The 18149-nt window shown below is 64.2% G+C and carries 16 protein-coding genes and 1 tRNA gene; 5 read left to right on the top strand and 12 right to left on the bottom strand.

Annotation, left to right across the window (positions count from 1 at the left end):
* Positions 1 to 34 precede the first annotated feature (34 nt).
* The 4 genes from FVP60_RS03370 to mfd all read right to left on the bottom strand — a co-directional run bounded on the left by FVP60_RS03370 (position 35) and on the right by mfd (position 6134).
* A complete protein-coding gene (locus tag FVP60_RS03370) occupies positions 35 to 685 on the bottom strand; it encodes a nucleoside triphosphate pyrophosphohydrolase (RefSeq protein ID WP_147824834.1) in 651 nt (216 codons plus the stop codon).
* Positions 675 to 1838 (bottom strand): Na+/H+ antiporter NhaA, encoded by a 1164-nt coding sequence (nhaA, locus tag FVP60_RS03375; RefSeq protein ID WP_147824835.1) that lies wholly within the window; start codon positions 1836 to 1838, stop codon positions 675 to 677. Before nhaA ends, FVP60_RS03370 begins: the two co-directional genes overlap by 11 nt.
* An 81-nt stretch (positions 1839 to 1919) precedes the next feature.
* The gene (locus FVP60_RS03380) at positions 1920 to 2525 is read right to left on the bottom strand and encodes a gamma carbonic anhydrase family protein (RefSeq protein WP_147824836.1); all 606 of its coding nucleotides are present in this window, start codon (positions 2523 to 2525) and stop codon (positions 1920 to 1922) included.
* 51 nt (positions 2526 to 2576) lie between these two features.
* Complete coding sequence (gene mfd / locus FVP60_RS03385) at positions 2577 to 6134, bottom strand: transcription-repair coupling factor (RefSeq protein ID WP_425463439.1); 3558 nt, start codon at positions 6132 to 6134, stop codon at positions 2577 to 2579.
* Positions 6135 to 6213: 79 nt separating this feature from the next.
* On the opposite strand from mfd, the gene FVP60_RS03390 reads away from it, so the two are divergent.
* Positions 6214 to 6987, top strand: a complete 774-nt coding sequence (locus tag FVP60_RS03390) for a hypothetical protein (protein WP_147824837.1) — start codon at positions 6214 to 6216, stop codon at positions 6985 to 6987.
* 82 nt (positions 6988 to 7069) lie between these two features.
* On the opposite strand, the gene pth is transcribed toward FVP60_RS03390, so the two are convergent.
* Both pth and FVP60_RS03400 read right to left on the bottom strand, forming a co-directional pair.
* Positions 7070 to 7654 carry an aminoacyl-tRNA hydrolase gene (gene pth / locus FVP60_RS03395; protein WP_147824838.1) on the bottom strand — a complete coding sequence of 195 codons (585 nt, stop codon included), beginning with the start codon at positions 7652 to 7654 and terminating at the stop codon, positions 7070 to 7072.
* Positions 7655 to 7727: 73 nt separating this feature from the next.
* Positions 7728 to 8339 (bottom strand): 50S ribosomal protein L25/general stress protein Ctc, encoded by a 612-nt coding sequence (locus FVP60_RS03400; RefSeq protein ID WP_147824839.1) that lies wholly within the window; start codon positions 8337 to 8339, stop codon positions 7728 to 7730.
* Between the two features lie 201 nt (positions 8340 to 8540).
* Between FVP60_RS03400 and FVP60_RS13280 the strand changes: the two genes are divergently transcribed.
* The 4 genes from FVP60_RS13280 to FVP60_RS03415 all read left to right on the top strand — a co-directional run bounded on the left by FVP60_RS13280 (position 8541) and on the right by FVP60_RS03415 (position 12623).
* The gene (locus FVP60_RS13280) at positions 8541 to 8663 is read left to right on the top strand and encodes a hypothetical protein (RefSeq protein ID WP_281289100.1); all 123 of its coding nucleotides are present in this window, start codon (positions 8541 to 8543) and stop codon (positions 8661 to 8663) included.
* A gap of 123 nt (positions 8664 to 8786) precedes the next feature.
* Positions 8787 to 10247 carry an NADP-dependent phosphogluconate dehydrogenase gene (gndA, locus tag FVP60_RS03405; RefSeq protein ID WP_147824840.1) on the top strand — a complete coding sequence of 487 codons (1461 nt, stop codon included), beginning with the start codon at positions 8787 to 8789 and terminating at the stop codon, positions 10245 to 10247.
* A gap of 178 nt (positions 10248 to 10425) precedes the next feature.
* Positions 10426 to 11151: a response regulator transcription factor gene (locus tag FVP60_RS03410; RefSeq protein ID WP_147824841.1), complete on the top strand. Its 726-nt coding sequence runs from the start codon at positions 10426 to 10428 to the stop codon at positions 11149 to 11151.
* On the top strand, positions 11148 to 12623 hold the full coding sequence (locus tag FVP60_RS03415) for a sensor histidine kinase (protein ID WP_246132442.1): 1476 nt from the start codon (positions 11148 to 11150) through the stop codon (positions 12621 to 12623). The genes FVP60_RS03410 and FVP60_RS03415 overlap by 4 nt, the downstream gene beginning before the upstream one ends.
* Here FVP60_RS03415 and FVP60_RS03420 read toward each other — a convergent pair.
* The 6 genes from FVP60_RS03420 to FVP60_RS03445 all read right to left on the bottom strand — a co-directional run bounded on the left by FVP60_RS03420 (position 12617) and on the right by FVP60_RS03445 (position 18146).
* A complete protein-coding gene (locus FVP60_RS03420) occupies positions 12617 to 14158 on the bottom strand; it encodes an FAD-dependent oxidoreductase (RefSeq protein ID WP_147824842.1) in 1542 nt (513 codons plus the stop codon). The two genes, FVP60_RS03415 and FVP60_RS03420, sit on opposite strands and share 7 nt — an antisense overlap.
* Positions 14155 to 15012 carry an FAD:protein FMN transferase gene (locus FVP60_RS03425; protein ID WP_147824843.1) on the bottom strand — a complete coding sequence of 286 codons (858 nt, stop codon included), beginning with the start codon at positions 15010 to 15012 and terminating at the stop codon, positions 14155 to 14157. Before FVP60_RS03425 ends, FVP60_RS03420 begins: the two co-directional genes overlap by 4 nt.
* Positions 15012 to 15518, bottom strand: a complete 507-nt coding sequence (locus FVP60_RS03430; protein WP_147824844.1) for an FMN-binding protein — start codon at positions 15516 to 15518, stop codon at positions 15012 to 15014. The genes FVP60_RS03425 and FVP60_RS03430 overlap by 1 nt, the downstream gene beginning before the upstream one ends.
* A gap of 82 nt (positions 15519 to 15600) precedes the next feature.
* Positions 15601 to 16635 (bottom strand): ribose-phosphate diphosphokinase, encoded by a 1035-nt coding sequence (locus FVP60_RS03435; RefSeq protein ID WP_147824845.1) that lies wholly within the window; start codon positions 16633 to 16635, stop codon positions 15601 to 15603.
* Entirely contained in the window at positions 16610 to 18073 is a 1464-nt protein-coding gene (gene glmU / locus FVP60_RS03440) for a bifunctional UDP-N-acetylglucosamine diphosphorylase/glucosamine-1-phosphate N-acetyltransferase GlmU (protein ID WP_147824846.1), read from the bottom strand. The genes FVP60_RS03435 and glmU overlap by 26 nt, the downstream gene beginning before the upstream one ends.
* A 1-nt stretch (position 18074) precedes the next feature.
* A tRNA-Gln gene (locus tag FVP60_RS03445) sits at positions 18075 to 18146 on the bottom strand.
* Between the last annotated feature and the right edge of the window lie 3 nt (positions 18147 to 18149).

Raw genomic sequence — 18149 nt, forward strand, 5'->3', positions numbered from 1 at the left:
AACCCGTGGCGGTCACCCGGGAGCGCGGCGAGATTCAGGCTTCGTCAGCGTCGTTGCCGATTGGGTTCTCCACCGCGCGCACTTCGCGTTCCACGCGATGCACCTCGGCGCGCAGCAGCGCCTCGGCGTCCCAGCCGTGTGCTCGAGCGAGCGCCGCGAGGGCGAGCAGGGCCGCCCCGATATCGTGTTCGCTTTCCAGCGCCAGCGGCAGCATCGGCGCCTGCACCCCAACGTCAGCGGCCTTCCCCAGCACTTTTTGGGCATAGGCGAGGGCAGGCATGGAACGGGCAACGCCGTCGAGCACGCTTTGTCGCTCTCGCTTTTCGGCAGCCTTGGCGGCGTTCCACAGCACCAGCACCTGTTCCGGAGTCTGCGCCACCTCACCCGCAAACACGTGCGGGTGCCTGCGCGTCATCTTGTCGGTCAGATCACGCGCCACATCGTCGATGCTGAAGCGACCCGATCGCGCCGCAATATCGCTGTGAAACAGCACTTGCCACAGCACATCACCAAGCTCTTCGCGTAGATCATCGTCATCGCCCCGCTCGACCGCGTCGACGAGTTCGTGGGCCTCTTCGATGAGATAGGGCAACAGGGCCTGATGCGTCATTTGCTGACTCCACACACACCTCTCCCCCACGGCACGCATCGTGTCGGCGGGCAGACGCAGCGGGTCATGTGGCATCGACGGCAGCAGCCTTTCGGTAGGAGCGGGCGCGCAACGTTACCAAGATTGCGGAGAGGATCATAGAGATGATCGATCCGGCGAGTACCGCGAGGGTGACTTCGGCGCCGACTTCTGCATTGCCCTTGAAGGCGAGCTCCCCCAGCAACAGCGACACGGTGAAGCCGATTCCGCCCAGCGCACCGGCGGCAATGAGGTCGCCAATGGGCAGATGGCTATCTGACTGGGTCCCGAGCGCCTTTTGCGCAATGTAACCGGCCAGGGCGATACCGATGATCTTGCCAACGGGCAGCGCAACCAAAATGCCCCAGAATGCCGGGCTGAGCTCGCTCATGCTGACGGACGGAACCATCACCGCGGCGGAGGAGAACGCGAAGATCGGCAGCACGAGCGCATTGACCCAAGGCTCGAGGCGGTGACGCAGTCGATCGGCTTTGCGGGGCGCCATGGCGAATCCGAGCGCGACGCCCGCGATCGTGGCGTGAACGCCGCTCTGGTAGACCGCCGCCCACGTCGCAATACCGATGATGAGCAGCGCCGCCTGACGCAGTGCGGCGTCGGTAGTGGTGCGAGGCTGCACGCGGCTCAGCACGAAGAACACCAGCACGAGGCCCGCGGCAACGGCAAGCCACACCGGGTTTAGCCCCGTGGTAAACAGCACGGCGATGAAAATGATGCCGACGATGTCATCCAAGATGGCAAGCGCGAGCAAGAAGGCGCGCACATTGCCCGGCAGTCCGCGGCCAAACACCGCAAGCACACCCAGCGCGAACGCAATGTCGGTCGCGGTGGGAATGGGCCATCCGGTCGCCGACGGGGTGCCGTTTGTGAAGGCCAGGTACACCAAGATCGGCACGATCACGCCGCCGGCGGCGGCAATCGCCGGAACCATGGCCTTGCGTGGTTCGCGCAGCGCACCCTTGGTGAGTTCGTAACGCAACTCAATGGCGGCAACGAAGAAGAAGATCGCGAGCAGTCCGTCGGAGATCCAGTGCGCGATCGAAAGGTCAAACGGGGTGCCCTCGATGGCGAGGTGGGTGCTCTTCAGTTCGGCAAGGCCAGGACCGAGGGGCGAGTTCGCCAAAATCAGGCCTACAGCTGCCGCGATGAGCAGCATGACGGCGGGAAAGCGGGCAGAACGCAAAAGGCTCACGATTCACTCCAACATGGTTCGGTTCGGAATCGTCGACCAGGCTTCCCGACACACCATGGCTCCCGCAGAGCCGTGACCAGTCTACGTGCCAGGGACCGGCTTGTCGTCGCGATGACGCGAGAGCGCGCGCCCGTAGCGCTCGGTCAGCTGCACCATGACATCAGGAGTTTCCCGGTCAACGCCGAAAACGTATCCGGGAAAATCGAGCTCCCGTTGCGCGGCCCAAATCTTGTCGTGCTCGTGCGGTGGCAGGATTTCTACCGGCTCGCCGACGGCCACCCATCCGATCGGAACCACCGCGTCGTCGGGCAGCACGGTGCGCAAATGCACCACCGCGTTGATGCGCACTTCGGCACGGTCCCCAATGCGCGCGCCGTTGAAGACGCGCGTTCCGGTGGCGAGAAAAACTTCGGCACCGACGGTGGCGCCGCTGATGGAGGCACCGGGGCCGATGAGCGTGTGATCGCCGATGTGGACGGGAGCGGTCGCCGCCGCGCGAATGATGGCGTTTTCCATCACGATGACGTTCTCGCCCAGCACGATGGGCCCGCCCTCGCTCGTGATCACGGCGCCGTGCAGAATTTGGCAGTCAGCACCGATTTCGACGTCTCCGGAGATGACCGCGGTGGGTGCGACGACGGCGTCGGGGTGAACGCGGGGCGTGGCGCCAAGGTGTTCGTACAGCATGGCCAGACGCTACCGCTTTCCGTGTGAGATAGAAAGCGATAGCGTGCCGGGCTAGGCGTTAACGGGCTTTTCTGGCAGCGGATACAGCGCGTTTAGCAGCTGGTTAACCCACGCCAACAGATCGTCAGATTCGTACGGTTCGCCGCCGGATGTTGGCATCGGAACCACCAGAGCGTCGCCGCTGGCGATGAGCTTGGCCTGCGGATACAGACGCTGCATCCGCACTCGAATCGAGTCTTCGAAGCGCGCGGGCGCCACGCGCAGGTTCTTGCCCATGGCAACGACATCTTCGAGCCCGGATTGCGCGGCGCGACGGCGCAACCGGGCCGCGGCCACCAGCCCCGCGACCTCCGGCGGCATGGTTCCGTAGCGGTCTTGTAGCTCGTCGATGACCAGCTCGATGGCCTCGTCTTTTGCCGTGACCGTGGCCGCCGCAGAGAGCTTTTGGTAGGCCTCCAACCGCAACCGCTCGCTGTCGATATAGGTCTCGGGAATGCGCGCGTTAATGGGCAGTTCGAGGCGAAGCTCGGTCGGCCCCTCGGTCTCTTCGCCGCGGAACGTCGCCACAGCCTCACCGATCATGCGCAGGTAGAGGTCGAAGCCGACGCCGGCAATGTGCCCGGCCTGTTCGCCGCCCAGCATGTTGCCTGCGCCGCGCAGTTCGAGGTCTTTGAGGGCGACCTGCATGCCAGAGCCCAAATCGTTGTTGACGGCGATCGTCTGCAGGCGGTCGGCCGCCGTCTCGGTGAGCGGCTTCGCATCGTCGTACAGGAAGTACGCGTAGGCGCGTTCTCGCCCACGACCAACGCGACCGCGCAGCTGGTGAAGCTGGCTGAGGCCGTATTTGTCGGCCTTGTCGATGATGATCGTGTTGGCGTTGGAGATGTCAAGGCCCGTCTCGATGATGGTGGTGGACACCAGCACGTCAAACTCGCGCTCCCAGAACGCATCGACGACCTGCTCCAGGGCATGCTCACCCATTTGGCCGTGCGCCACGGCAATGCGCGCCTCCGGAACCAGCTCTGCCAAGTGCGCGGCGACGCGCTGGATCGACTGCACGCGGTTGTGCACGAAGAACACCTGCCCCTCGCGCAACAGTTCGCGGCGAATCGCAGCCGCGACCTGTTTGTCGTTGTTGGGGCCGACGAAAGAGAGAATCGGGTGGCGGTCTTCTGGCGGCGTCTGCAGCGTCGACATTTCGCGAATGCCGGTGACCGCCATCTCCAGCGTGCGCGGAATGGGGGTCGCACTCATCGCGAGGATGTCGACGTTGGTCTTCATCTTCTTCAGCGCGTCTTTGTGCTCGACGCCGAATCGCTGCTCTTCATCGATGATTAGCAGACCGAGGTCTTTGAACTTCACCTGCTCTGTCAAGATGCGGTGCGTTCCGATCACCATGTCAACGGTTCCATCGAGCAGTCCCGTGACCGTGTCGCGCGCCTGCTTATCGGTTTGGAAGCGCGACAGCGGCTTGACCTTGACCGGAAAACCGGCGAACCGCTCGGTGAAGGTCTCTAGGTGTTGCTTCACGAGCAGGGTCGTCGGAACCAACATGGCGACCTGCTTGCCATCTTGAATCGCCTTGAAGGCGGCGCGAACGGCCACCTCGGTCTTACCGAAGCCGACGTCGCCGGAGAGCAGACGATCCATCGGGATTGGCTTTTCCATATCGGCCTTGATCTCGTCGATCGTTTGCAGCTGGTCGGGAGTTTCGGCAAACGGGAACGCCTCTTCCAGCTCGCGTTGCCACGGCGTATCGGGCCCAAACGCGTGCCCCTTGGCGGCCATGCGCGCCGAATAGAGCTTCACGAGTTCCACGGCGATATCGCGCACCGCGCGGCGCGCCTTGGTCTTGGCCTGAGCCCAATCGCTGCCGCCCATTTTGCTAAGCACGGGCGCCTCGCCGCCCACGTAGCGCGACAGCAGGTCAAGCTGGTCGGTCGGCACAAAAAGTTTGTCGCCCGGGTAGCCGCGCTTTGAGGGGGCGTACTCGATGACGAGGTAGTCGCGAATGCTCTTTTGTGCGTTGCGCCCGCCGGTCGAGATCTCGCGCTGCGTCATCTCCACGAATTTGCCGATGCCGTGGGTGGCATGCACGACGAAGTCGCCGTTTTTCAGCTGCAGCGGATCGACGACGTTCTTGCGGCGCGAGGCGAGCTTTTTCGGCCCGGCGGAACCGCCGATGGTGCGCCCATAGAACTCGTTCTCGGTGAGCACGGCCAGGCGTGCCTCTTCGCTGACAAAGCCCGCCTCGGCGCGCCCGCGCACGAGCGTGACGATACCACCCGCCGGCGCCTCGGTGAGGTCCTGCGCAATCCGCGCCGCGATACCGCGCTCAGCCAGCACGTCTCGCCCGCGCTCCACCAGTCCGGCGCCGGCGGCAACCACAACGACGCTCCACCCCTGCGACACGAGGTCGGCGACAAAGCCGGTGGCGCCTTCGACATTGCCCTGGAACGACGGAACCCCGGTGCCGGGAAAGCGCGTTTCATCAGCACCCGCGGCATCGCCCGGGTCAAAGGGGCTCAGCGTCCACCACACGTTCGCGTTGTCAGCAACCGCACCGCGCAGGTCACCGAGCGAGAGGAAGTCGCCGGCGCCCAGGTCAACCGGCGCTGCGGCGCCACCCGTCGCCGCGCTCCACGCCGCCTCCAAGAATTCGCGGTTGGTATCCCCGAGCGTCGCCGCGCGCCCGCGCGATCGCTCCGGGTCGATCAGCGCAACGGCGGCGCCGCGCGGCAAATAGTCAACGATCGAGACCAGATTGTCGATCAGCGCCGGGGTCAACGACTCCATTCCCTCGACGGGAATGCCTGCCGACATTTTTTCCAGCATCGCGGCGACGCCAGGAAAAGCCGGAACCAGTGCGGCCGCCCGCGAGCGCACCGCGTCGGTGAGCAAGAGTTCGCGGCTCGCCGGCAGCACGACGGCTGCCACCTCGCCCGGCAACGAACGCTGATCGGCGACCGAGAAGGCACGAATCTGGTCGACCTCATCGCCAAAGAACTCAACGCGATAGGGGTGCTCGGCAACCGCGGGGAAAACATCAAGAATGCCGCCGCGTACGGCGAATTCGCCACGCCGCGACACCATGTCAACGCGCGAATAGGCCAGCTCAACGAGACCACCAACGGTTGCGTCGAGGTCGTTACCGCGGGTGCCGACGATCAACTCGATCGGATGCACCTCGCCGAGACGCGGCGCGATGGGCTGCAGAGCGGCGCGAACGGAGGCGGTGACCACGAGCGGCCGGGAACCATCGAACGCCCGCAGCGCACGGAGAGTCTCAATGCGCCGCCCGACGGTCTCGGCACTGGGGCTGAGACGCTCATGTGGCAGGGTCTCCCACGCCGGAAACGATCGCACATCGGCATCGGGAATCAGGTCTCCCAATGCATCGGCGAGGGCATCGGCACGCCGACCCGTTGGGGTGACCACCAACAGCACATTCGGTTTGCCGGAGAGCACACGATTGCTGAGCGCTGCGGCCAACACGGGCGCGTCAAGCCCATCGGCAAGCGACATATTGGCGTCGGCCAGCGCCACGATCTTGAGGTCGGCGAACGCCTCGGCAGCTTCAATGGCACGTACGATCCCCGTCAAACTCACCCCAAGAGTCTACGGCGAGCATCAGACACCGCGCAGAGATCCCTAGTATCTAGCGACGAAAAGTCCATAGTATGGGGGCGTGAGCCAGCCGCCTTTCTCTTCGCCGGACGACCAATTCCCGGCCACCGGTGCCGCCGCCGGGTCCCGCCCGACGTCACCCGAGGTTCCGCCGATCCCCCCGATGCCTACGGCGGCGCCCTCCGCAGGCGCGGGGCAGTACCGCGCCGAGCAGCAAAATCCCTGGCCCAGCGGCCCGGACTACTCGCAGCCGGCGACTCCCCCGCAGCAGAATGCCCCGAGCTATCAGCAAACCTCGCCCACCTGGGGCGGCGCCGGTGGCAATGCGGCGGCATGGGAACAGCAGCCAGGCCAGACCAGCCCATACGGCACGTACGCGACGCCGTATTCGCCGCCGCAGTACCCGCAGTACGGTCAGCAGCTGGGCGCGCCGCTTGGCGCTGGCAAGAAAACGCTCGGCGTTGTCGCCCTGATCTTTGGTCTCATCGCATCGTTCGGTAGCGCCCTGATGGCTTTTCTCACGGGTGGCCCTGCGGTGAAGCGTTTCGGCGAGTACGTGACTCAGTACGGCCCCATCGAGGATCCAGACCTCGAAGACATCGACCTCTCGTTCTTCGCGCCGGTACGTGACAGCATCCTGTGGGCCGAGGTGTCGATGTGGATCGGCTCGATCGCCGGAATCACGGCCATCGTGATCGGCATCATCGCGATCGCTCAGCGTAAGGGGCGCGCGCTCGGTGTTTTTGCCCTCATTCTGGGCATTCTTGGGCCGTTCATTTGGGCTGTCGGTCTGCTGCTCGGCGGCGCCGCAGCGGGCGCGCACTACCACTTCTAAGTGGAACAACTGAGGGCCCGCCGTCTGGACGACGGCGGGCCCTCAGTGTTGTCACCGGGCGTCTCGGCACGTGAGGCCGGGGCTACGCGCGGGGCGCGTGAAACTTCTGTTGTGCGCTCAGCAGGCCCTCATCGCCGACCAGCTCGACGGCATCCGCCGCGTCGCCAACCAGCAACGGAAGTTGCGTGCGCTGCTCCCCCGAAAACGGTGAAAGTACCCAATCGGCCGGGTCTTGCCTGCCGGGCGGGCGACCGATCCCTACGCGCACGCGCAAGAACTCCGGGGTTCCGAGCGCCTTGGCGATGTCACGAACACCGTTATGGCCGCCGTGACCGCCGCCGATTTTCATCTTGATGGTGTCAAACGGAATATCCAGCTCATCGTGCAACACGACGATATGGTCTGCGTCGACCCCGTAGAACTTTGCCAGACCGGCAACCGGGCCGCCCGACACATTCATGTATGAATTGGGCTTGGCCAAAATGAGTTTGGCTCCGCCCGGGCGAACCCAGGCCTCAGCCACTCGCGCGTTCGCCTTGTGTGCCTTGAAGCTCTCGCCTCGACGCCGCGCCAACTCATCCACCACCATCTGTCCGATGTTGTGACGGGTGTGCTCGTACTGCGCCCCGGGGTTTCCGAGCCCCACGACCAACCAGGTCTCAGCCATGTTCTCTCCTACGCAAACTCCCTAACGCAAACGAGGGGGCACGAAAATCGCGCCCCCTCGCCTCGCGAGTGAATTACTCGGCGGCAGCCTCTTCAGCTGCGGCTTCGGCAGCCTCTTCTGCTTCGGACTCTTCGCCCAGGTCAGCGGCGGCCGGAACCGAAACGCCGACGATGAGAACGTCGCCCTCAGCGGCAAGGGTTGCACCCTTGGGGAGCTTGAGGTCGGCAGCGTAAACGTGCTGGCCGTCTTCGAGACCCTCGATGTCAACCTCGATGTGCTCGGGGATGTGCGTTGCCTCAACCTCAAGGGCGATCGAAACCGCGTCAAGGTTTGCGATGGTGCCGGGAGCCGACTCGCCGACGACAACGACGGGAACGTCAACCTGGATCTTCTCGCCCTTCTTCACGACGAGGAGGTCGATGTGCTCGATGACCTGGTGAACCGGGTCCTTCTGCACGTCCTTAACCAGGGCCAGTTCTGCCCTGCCTGCAATGTCGAGGTCAAGCAGCGCGTTGGCCTTACGGATGAGCAGGCTCACCTGGTGGCCGGGCAGTGCGACGTGCTGCGGCTCCGTACCGTGGCCGTAGATCACGGCGGGGATCTTGCCAGCAGCGCGCAGGCGGCGTGCGAAGCCCTTGCCAAAGTTCTCGCGAACCTCTGCGACGACCTTGTTGTCTTCAGTCATGTGAATCTCCTTGGGGCGCGCACACTCAAGTGGTGTGCGGTGGTCTGTGGGTATCGACTCAAACGCAGACGCGTGAGGATTCCGTCAAGGAGCCACATCACCGCGTCGATCACGGATGCAAGCGCATCCCTCGCCGAGGTCGATTCCCTATGTTACCCGATCTCGCGGTAGCGTTAGACACATACGTTGAAGGAGGGTGCCATGACGGGCGCTGAAGTCACTCACATCATCTTCTGGGGCATCCTCGCCCTGGCCGGCCTGGGCGCTGTCACGTGCTTCGGAGCCTTGTTCATGCTTGGCCGTGGCGGCTACAAGAAGCAGTAACTTTCAGACGATGCGCTCGGCTCCGGCCGGGCGCTTTGTCGTTTGCACGGCGTCATTTTCGCTCAGCATCACACCCACCGCGATACGCTGGCATCATCACCCACGACGTTTAGGAGCACACTCGTGACTGAATCCCTCGCCCACGCAAATATTGGCGTTGTCGGTCTTGCCGTAATGGGGTCAAATCTTGCGCGGAACCTCGCAAGCCGCGAGGGAAATACGGTGGCGGTTTTTAACCGCAGCTACGAGAAGACGGCAGATCTGATCGCCGAGCACCCGGAGGCCGGGTTTGTTCCCGCGCAGACCTACGAAGAGTTCGCAGCCTCGCTGCAGAAGCCGCGTACCGCGATCATCATGGTTAAAGCCGGAGCGGCAACCGACGCCGTGATCAATGCACTCGTCGAGGTATTCGAGCCTGGTGACATCATCGTTGACGGCGGCAACGCGTACTTCCCTGACACCATTCGCCGCGAAAAGGCCGTTCGCGAGACCGGCATCAACTTTGTCGGCGCCGGTATCTCCGGCGGCGAAGAGGGCGCCCTGCACGGCCCCTCGATCATGCCGGGCGGCTCAGATGAATCGTGGATCACGCTCGGCCCTATCCTGCGTTCCATCGCGGCAATCGCGCCGGAAGACGGTGAGCCGTGCGTCACCCACGTTGGGCACGACGGCGCCGGTCACTTCGTCAAGATGGTGCACAACGGCATCGAGTACGCCGATATGCAGCTCATTGCCGAGGCTTACGATCTGATTCGCCGCGGTACGGGCAAGTCCCCGGCCGAAATCGCCGACATCTTCGCCGAGTGGAACACCGGCGAACTGGAGTCGTACCTGATTGAGATCACCGCAGAGGTTCTGCGTCAGATCGACGCGTCAACCGGCAAGCCGTTGGTCGACGTCATCCTCGATCAGGCCGGAGCCAAGGGCACGGGAGCCTGGACCGTGCAGACGGCACTGTCGCTGGGCGTTCCGGTTTCTGGCATCGCGGAGGCGACGTTCGCTCGGTCGCTGTCGTCACACCCTGAGCAGCGCGACGTCGCCCAGACGTTGCCCGGCCCCGACGAAGAATTCACCGTCACCGACGGTGACGGTTTTATCGAAGACGTGCGCCGCGCACTCTACGCCTCCAAGATTGTGGCGTACTCGCAGGGCTTTGATGAGATTCGTGCGGGAGCTGCGGAGTACAACTGGAACATCGATCTCGCCGCAATCGCCAAGATCTGGCGCGCTGGCTGCATTATTCGCGCACAGTTCCTCAACCGCATCGCCGACGCCTACGTTGAGAACGCTGAGCTGCCCGTCTTGATGACGGCGCCGTACTTCGTCGACGCGCTTACCCGCGGCCAGTCGGCGTGGCGCCGCGTGGTGGCGACGGCAGCCGCCGCCGGCATTCCGGCTCCGGCCTTCTCCTCCTCGCTCGCGTACTACGACGGCATTCGCGCCGATCGCCTGCCCGCCTCGCTGATCCAGGGACAGCGCGACTTCTTCGGTGCGCACACGTACAAGCGCATCGACCGCCCGGGCACCTTCCACACGCTGTGGTCAGGCGACCGCACCGAGGTCGAGGCCGAAGACACGCACTAATCCCTGCGAAACACATTCTGGTCGGCGAAACACGTGCTCCGCGCGTGTGTCTCGCCGACCAGAATGTGTTTGGCGCGATGGGTCGGTGCCTGCGCGGCGGGGCACGGCAGCACGATTTCACAGCGGACGCATAACTCACACCATAGAAAGCTCATAGGAATAGCGGAACAATAGCTACATGAGCACCGCTACCGCCCTCACCCGCCCCGATGGTTCCGCCGTTCGCGTTCTCGTCGTCGATGACGAACAGATGCTGACCGATCTGCTGTCCATGGCGCTGCGCATGGAGGGTTGGGAGGTGCGTGCCGCCGGCTCCGGCCTTGAGGCTCTCACCGTTGCCCGCGAATTCACGCCTGATGCCATTGTGTTGGACGTGATGATGCCGGATCTCGACGGCATGGGTGTGCTTCGCCGCCTTCGCGACGCCGGCAACCTGGTTCCGGTGCTGTTTCTCACCGCCAAGGATGCCGTCGGCGACCGCGTCGCCGGGCTCACCGCGGGCGGCGACGACTACGTCACGAAGCCCTTCAGCCTCGAAGAGGTGGTCGCGCGACTGCGTGCCCTGATGCGGCGCAGCGGAACGGCAATGTCGGCGGAGGCAGACCCAGTGCTGCGCGTCGCCGATCTGTCGCTCAACGAAGACAGCCATGAGGTCGAGCGCGCTGGCACCTCGATCGAACTCACCGCCACTGAGTTCGAGCTGCTTCGATTCTTGATGCGAAATCAGCGTCGCGTGGTCTCCAAGGCGCAGATTCTTGATCGCGTGTGGAACTACGACTTCGGTGGGCGATCCAGCGTGGTTGAGCTCTACATTTCTTACCTGCGAAAGAAGATTGATTCACTCGGCGATCCGCTCATCAACACCGTTCGCGGCGTCGGCTACATGATCAAGGCACCGCAGTGACCTCACGCCCGTGGTCGTTACAGACACGGCTGACGACGGTTGTCATCAGCATCGTTTCGGCGTTGCTGATCGTCGTCGCCGTGTTGACCGGGGCAATGCTCAACTCGGTCTTGGAAGACCAACTCACCACGCGCGTCTCCGAGTCGTCACGACGCGCGCAGCCATGGATCGACGCCGCCATCCAAAACGAGGCGAACGATGCCTCCGCGGTGCTCACATTTGATGGAAAATCCTCCGGGCCCGGCAAGTTCTTGCAGCCGGGAACGCTCCTCATCCTTTACCTGGACTCCGAACTCACCGGCGCCTACCTCGACGCGGACAACGACGTCCAAGCCCTCAGCGCAGACCAGATCGCACCGCTGGCTGGCACCGAGTTTCCGGTCGGAAAGCCCACCGACGTCACCGTCGCCGACGTCGGCACCTACCGCATCGTTGCCTTTCCGGTCGGCGATGCGGTTGCGTTGATCGGACTCCCCCGCGCCGATGTGGATCGCACAATCGGCCTCATGCTGATCACGATCAGCGTGCTGACGCTGGGCGGCTTAATTCTGCTCGCGCTCGCCATTGGCGTCACCATTCGCACGTCGCTTCGCCCGTTGCGAGCCGTTGCCGCGACGGCCGGTCGTGTTGCCAAGCAGCAGCTCGATCAGGGAGAGGTCGCCATCACCGATCGCGTCGCGCCCGAACACGTCGATAATCATTCCGAAATCGGACAGGTGGGCAAGGCGCTCAACAGCATGCTCGATCACGTCGATGCCTCGCTTCGGGCGCGCGCCGCCAACGAAGAGAAGATGCGCCAATTCGTTGCCGACGCGAGTCACGAACTGCGCACGCCGCTCGCCTCGATCCGCGGGTACTCGGAGCTTTCGCTGCGCGATCCTTCGAACAGTGAGAACACCACCGCGGCGCTCGAGCGCATTCAGGCGCAATCCCTGCGCATGACGCGTTTGGTCGAAGATCTGCTTCTGCTGGCGCGCCTCGATGAGGGTCAAGAGTTGGTGCTGAGCCCCGTCGATCTCATTCCGTTGACCATCGAGTCATTGGCCGACGCGCAGGCCGCTGGCTCCGAGCACACCGGCGAGTGGTCAAGCGAACTCGACGAGCTTGTGGTGCTCGGTGACGCCGGGCGATTGCACCAGGTTGTGACCAATCTGCTGGCCAACGCGCGAACCCACACGCCGGCAGGCACCCACATTGTGCTGTCTGTCGAACGCGACGGCAATGATGCCCTCGTGCGCGTTCACGACAACGGCCCCGGCATCGCGCCCGATATTCAGCAAACGCTGTTTGAGCGCTTCGCGCGGGCCGACCGCTCGCGGGCACGCAATACCGGCGGCACGGGTCTCGGCCTGGCGATTGCGCAAGCCATTGCGATCGCCCACCAGGGTACCCTTTCGGTCGAAAGCGTTCCTGGTTCCACCACCTTCACCCTGCGCCTGCCCGCACTAACCGCCGGTGCGCAGGGTCAGTAACCGGCGAACGCGTCGGTCTTCACGCTTGCCGCCTGAGCGAGCGCCGGCTGCAGATCGGCGATGAGGGCCGGCGGCCCAGAAACCAGCGCGTGGCGTGAGGATAGATCCGGAACCAGCCTCGCCAGCGATGCCGCGGTAAGACGCTCGCCCCCGGCCCACGTTTCGTTGGCCAACGGTGACGGGTCATCGGGGGTGACAATAATGACCCGATGGTCGGCAAAGTCAGCGTGATAGGCCAATTCGGCCGCGGCAGAGGCAACATAAACCAGCACGATGTCACGGTTCATGCCGCGCGCAGAAAGCTCGCGCACTTGCGATACAAACGGCGTGATGCCGATGCCCGCGGCGACCAGCAGGAGCGGCCCGCGCGCCGGCAAGGTGAAGTCACCCCACACGCCGGTAGAACGCAGTTTGGTGCCCACCGGAGCCGCGCCCAGGGCGCGTTTGAAGCTGGAACCACGCTCGGCGGGCGAGACACGGTAGGCGATGCGCAGGCGCGGCAACTCTGATGGCGCCGAAACGATCGAGAATTCACGCCGGTTGCCACGCACATCGGTGTGCGGGTGCGCGACGGTGAGCTCAAGGTATTGCCCGGGAACGAACGACGCCGAAGCATCAGTCGTGAAGGTGACCTCACGCACGCGCGGGGTGAGGTCACGCGCATCCGTCAGGGTGAGTCGGCAGAGGTTTCGAGAACGAACCGCAAGCGCAAAGGCCACGATGTTGCCGATCAGGAGCGCACGGTCAGCGCCCAGGGAGATGCCGCCGATGGAGAGTGCGGGATAGCCCACAAATACCGCAACAACGGCCGCCACCAGCAGCTGCTGCCACAGCCGTGACGGCAGCGTCAGTGGTTCCGTCAGCATGAAGAACCCGAGAAAGAGGATCGGCGAAGACAGCAACACCTGGACTGCCACATCAGTCCACGCGACGGTGAGCCCCGCCTGAGCGTAGGCGATGAGGCTGGTGCCGATCGATACGGCCGTCGCCAACACGATGAAGGTCAACACGACGCGAATCTTTTCGGTGCGCCAGGCGACGGCGATGCCCAGCACGACCACGACCGCGGCAAGCCCCGGGGTGCCGACCCACCAGGCCGCGGGGCTCACGCCGATGATGGTCATGATGGCGGCGGCGACGGCAGCCGGGTTGAAGATGTGGCGCCCGCGCCACGCCAAAACCACCTTGCTTGCGGCGGCGACCGCGCCAGTCACGGCGAGCCACGCGAGGCCTGCAGGCTCCAGAGTCGGACGCATCACGAACACTAGAATCAACGCCGTGATCAGGGTCGACTCCCAACGCACCGCCGTGCGCGTCAGCCGGTGTGTAATGAGGTCGACGGCAAGCGCGCCGACGGCGATCGCCGCCAATGAGGCAAAAAGTTCCGCCGCCGAGAACGCGAGCGATCCGGTGAGGCTGAGCACCACGGCGATGACAAACAGCAGGCTGAGCGCGAGCACAACCTGCATATACATCGAGGTAACAGCAAGCAGTCGCAAGACTCTGGTGCGCATCGCGCGCAACGCGGCGTTCATGTGAATAACTCTGCCGTACTCTGCGGCGAGTACTCTACCTGTCCGTTCGTTAACATTCGCACCCACTGCACGCCCCAGGCGTGCGCGAGTTCCGGGCCACCCTCGAAAAACAGCGCGGTAGTGACCGCATCGGCGGTGACCGCGTCGGGGGCCACCGCCCACGTAGCGGCGACCGTGCGCACCGGCTCCCCCGTGCGAGCATCGATCACATGGTGCAATCCGTTGCCCCACGCGCGACGGTTGGTGGCCGAGGCGCAGAGCGCTTGGTCTTGCACCGTGATCAGGCCGATGGCTTTTGTGGTGTCGTATGGGTGCTCAAGCCCAACGCGAATCGGCTTACCCCTGGTGGCAATGTCGCCCGAAGCGTCGACCGTCACATCCCCCTCCGTCCAGGCGGCGAGTGTCGCGATCGTGAGGTCGACGAGCTTACCCTTACCCATGGCGCCCACGTCCAGCGTCGCGGGGCGCGACAGGGCAAGAGAATCGCCCGTCCAGGCCACCAGCGTCTTCCAGTCGGCGGGTGCCGCGTGCGGCACGCCAACGGTGAGAGAAACTTGACCGTCGTACCCGAGCGCTGCCAGCGAGTCACCAACGAGCGGGTTGACGGAACCACCGGTTGCGTCCGAGAGCTGCTGGTACATCGACATGAGTTGCGCGGTATCGGCAGGCGCATCGACAACACCGGCGCCGCGCGCCAACTGGCTGACGAGCGAATCGGGACGAAAGCGCGACCACTCACGATCGAACTCGTCGACCAGGCGGCGGGTTGCTTCTTTTGCCTCACCGGACAGCTCCGCCTCCGTCTCAATGTCCCACGCGGTTCCGATCGCATCGAATCGCCAGTGGGCAGACATCAGGCGGCCGCTTCTGCCTTGATGGTTTCGATGGCCTGGTTAAAGCCACCGCTGGTCAACGAGGATCCTGCGACGCGGGACACGTTGATCTTATCGATGGACTTAGCGACAACCTCATCGGCGATGCCGCCGATGAACTTGCTCTGATATTCCACGCTTTCCCGCTCTTGCGGGTCACCGCTGACCTCAACGGCCGTGATCACATCGTCTTGCAGCGTGATCGTCACCGAAATTGCTTCGATGAGGCCAGCCTGCGGCGAGTAGCTTCCCTCGGCGGTGTAGGTGCCATCCGCATACGTGCTGGTGGCGGTTGCCTCGCCGGTGGTCGAGGTGGACTCCGATGCGGTGGGTGAGCTGCTGGGCTGGGCAACGGCGGAGCTGGTGGGCTCAGTGGTTGCTTGATCGGCAACCGTTGCCTGCGCGCTGCAACCAGCCAGCAGGAAGATTCCCGTTACGCCTGCAAGAGACGACACAACAGCGGTGGGGCGTGGAATTGAACGTGACATGAGGTCTCTCCTTAGATCGTCATCTCACGATAGGGATTCGGTTCATGCAAACCTCACGCAGATCCTATGCGTCGGCTGTGGATTAGGCCGCGCCGTCGAACATGCTGGTGACGGAACCATCTTCAAAGACTTCGCCGATGGCGCGAGCCAGCAGCGGAGCGATGGGAAGGATCGTCAAACCGTCCAAGCGCTTGTCTTCGGGCAGCGGCACGGTGTCGGTAACGACGACCTCGTCGATGGCCTCGCTCTGCAGGCGGGTTGACGCGGGCTCCGAGAAGATCGCGTGGGTTGCGGCGACGATAACTCGCTCCGCGCCGTTGGCCTTCAGCGCCTCAGCAGCCTTCACGATGGTTCCGCCGGTGTCGATCATGTCGTCAACGAGCAGGCAGACGCGCCCCGCGACCGATCCGACGATTTCGTGAACCGACACCTGGTTTGCGACCTTCGGGTCGCGGCGCTTGTGAATGATCGCCAGCGGGGCGCCCAGGCTGTCTGACCACGTGTCGGCGACGCGAACGCGGCCCATGTCTGGGGAGACGATGGTGAGCTTTTCGCGGTCGTCTGCCGACAGCGTGCGCTCGAAGTAGTCCAGCAGCACGGGCTTGGCGAACAGGTGGTCAACGGGGCCGTCGAAGAAGCCCTGAATCTGTGCGGCGTGCAGGTCAACGCTCATGACGCGGTCGGCGCCGGCGGTGTCCATGAGGTCGGAGATGAGACGAGCCGAGATCGGCTCACGACCGCGACCCTTCTTGTCTTGGCGCGAGTAGGGGAAGTACGGAAGCACGACCGTGATGCGCTTGGCGGATGCCCGCTTGAGCGCGTCGATCATGATGAGCAGCTCCATGATCTGCTTGTTGACGGCGCCCTCGAAAGACTGAATGACGAAGACGTCGCAACCGCGAACTGAAACCTCGAAGCGGGCGTACAGCTCACCAGACGCGAAGGTGCGGTGCTCGGTGGGCGCCAGCTCCGTGCCGAGGTGCTGAGCAACCTCGGCGGCAAGGGCAGGGTGCGCGGTGCCCGAAACGACGACGAGTCGTTTCTTGTTTTTTACTTCGACGCCGGGAGCGATGTCGTTGTCGCGGTCAAGATCAACGGTCTTCTTCTTGCCAGCCATCTGCAGCCTTCTGTGCTGTGCGAGCCGCGAGCGCGGCGTCTGCCGCTTTCGTGCCCTGTCGGTTGTTCTCGACCCATCCTTCAACGTTGCGCTGGGGCGCCACGCTGAGTGCCAGGGCACCGGGTGGGACATCCTTGCGAATCACGGCACCAGCGCCGGTTTTCGCTCCTGCTCCAATGGTAACGGGCGCCACAAACACGTTGTGCGAACCGGTGTGTACCTCGTCGCCAATTTCGGTGCGGTGCTTGGCGATGTCATCGTAGTTCGCCGTGATCGCGCCCGCGCCAAGGTTGACGCCTCGACCGATCGTGGTGTCGCCAACGTAGGACAGGTGCGGAACCTTGCTGCCCTCGCCAATGGTGGAATTCTTGGTCTCGACGAAGGTTCCGATTTTGCCGTCGTCGCCCAGGACGGTGCCAGCGCGAAGATAGGACCACGGGCCAACGGTCGCCCGCGCGCCGATGACGGCCAGGGTGGCGTCGGTACGGCGAACCGTGGCATCTTCGCCGACTTCGCAGTCCACCAGAGTGGTGTCGGGGCCGATGGTGGCGCCCGCCGCGATCGTGGTGGCGCCGAGCAGTTGAGTGTTGGGAAGCACGGTGACATCGGCGGCGAGCGTGACGTCATCGTCGATCCACGTCGAGCCCGGGTCAACGACGGTGACGCCCTCGCGCTGCCAGTGCCGAATGATGCGGCGACGCAGCAGGTCTCCGGCCTCGGCGAGCTGTGCGCGATCGTTCACGCCGAGCGCGACCTGCAGGTCGTCGGTGATCGCCGCCGAAATGCGCTGATCCGCGCCGCGCAGCAGGCCAATCACGTCGGTGAGGTACATCTCGCCCTGCGCGTTCGCCATGCCAACCTGCGGCAGATATTCGCGCAGCAGCGTCGCCTGAAACACGTAAACGCCGGCGTTGATCTCATCGACAGCGGCCTCGGCGGGCGTGGCGTCTTTCTGCTCGACAATGCGCGCGACGTTGCCATCGGCGTCGCGAATAATGCGGCCGTATCCGGTCGGGTCGGCGAGAATCGCACTCAGCAGAGTCGCTGCCGCGCCGGTTGTGCGGTGCGCATCAAGCAGCGTCGTCAGCGTCGCGTCATCCAGCAGTGGAACATCGCCAGAGAGCACCAGAACGTCGCCGTCGTAGTCGGCAGGGAGCGCGTCAACGGCCACCTGCACGGCACGGCCGGTGCCCGGAATATCGTCTTGGTCAACGATCGTGACATCGGGGTAGGTTTGCGAGATATCGGCGGCCACCCGGTCGCGATCGTGTCGAACCACAACCTCGATGTGCGCCGCGTTCAGATGCTGCGCGGTGGTGATCACGTGACCGACTAGCGTGCGCCCGCCGATTCGGTGAAGCACCTTGGGAGTGCGCGACTTCATCCGCGTTCCCTGGCCCGCAGCAAGCACAACGATGGCGAGGTTGTTCTCGGTCATGCTCCGCGACCAGGACTCGAACCTAGACCTAACAGCTCCAAAGGCTGTCGTGCTGCCATTACACCATCGCGGACCG

Source organism: Microbacterium mitrae (assembly GCF_008017445.1).
Lineage (GTDB): Bacteria > Actinomycetota > Actinomycetes > Actinomycetales > Microbacteriaceae > Microbacterium > Microbacterium mitrae.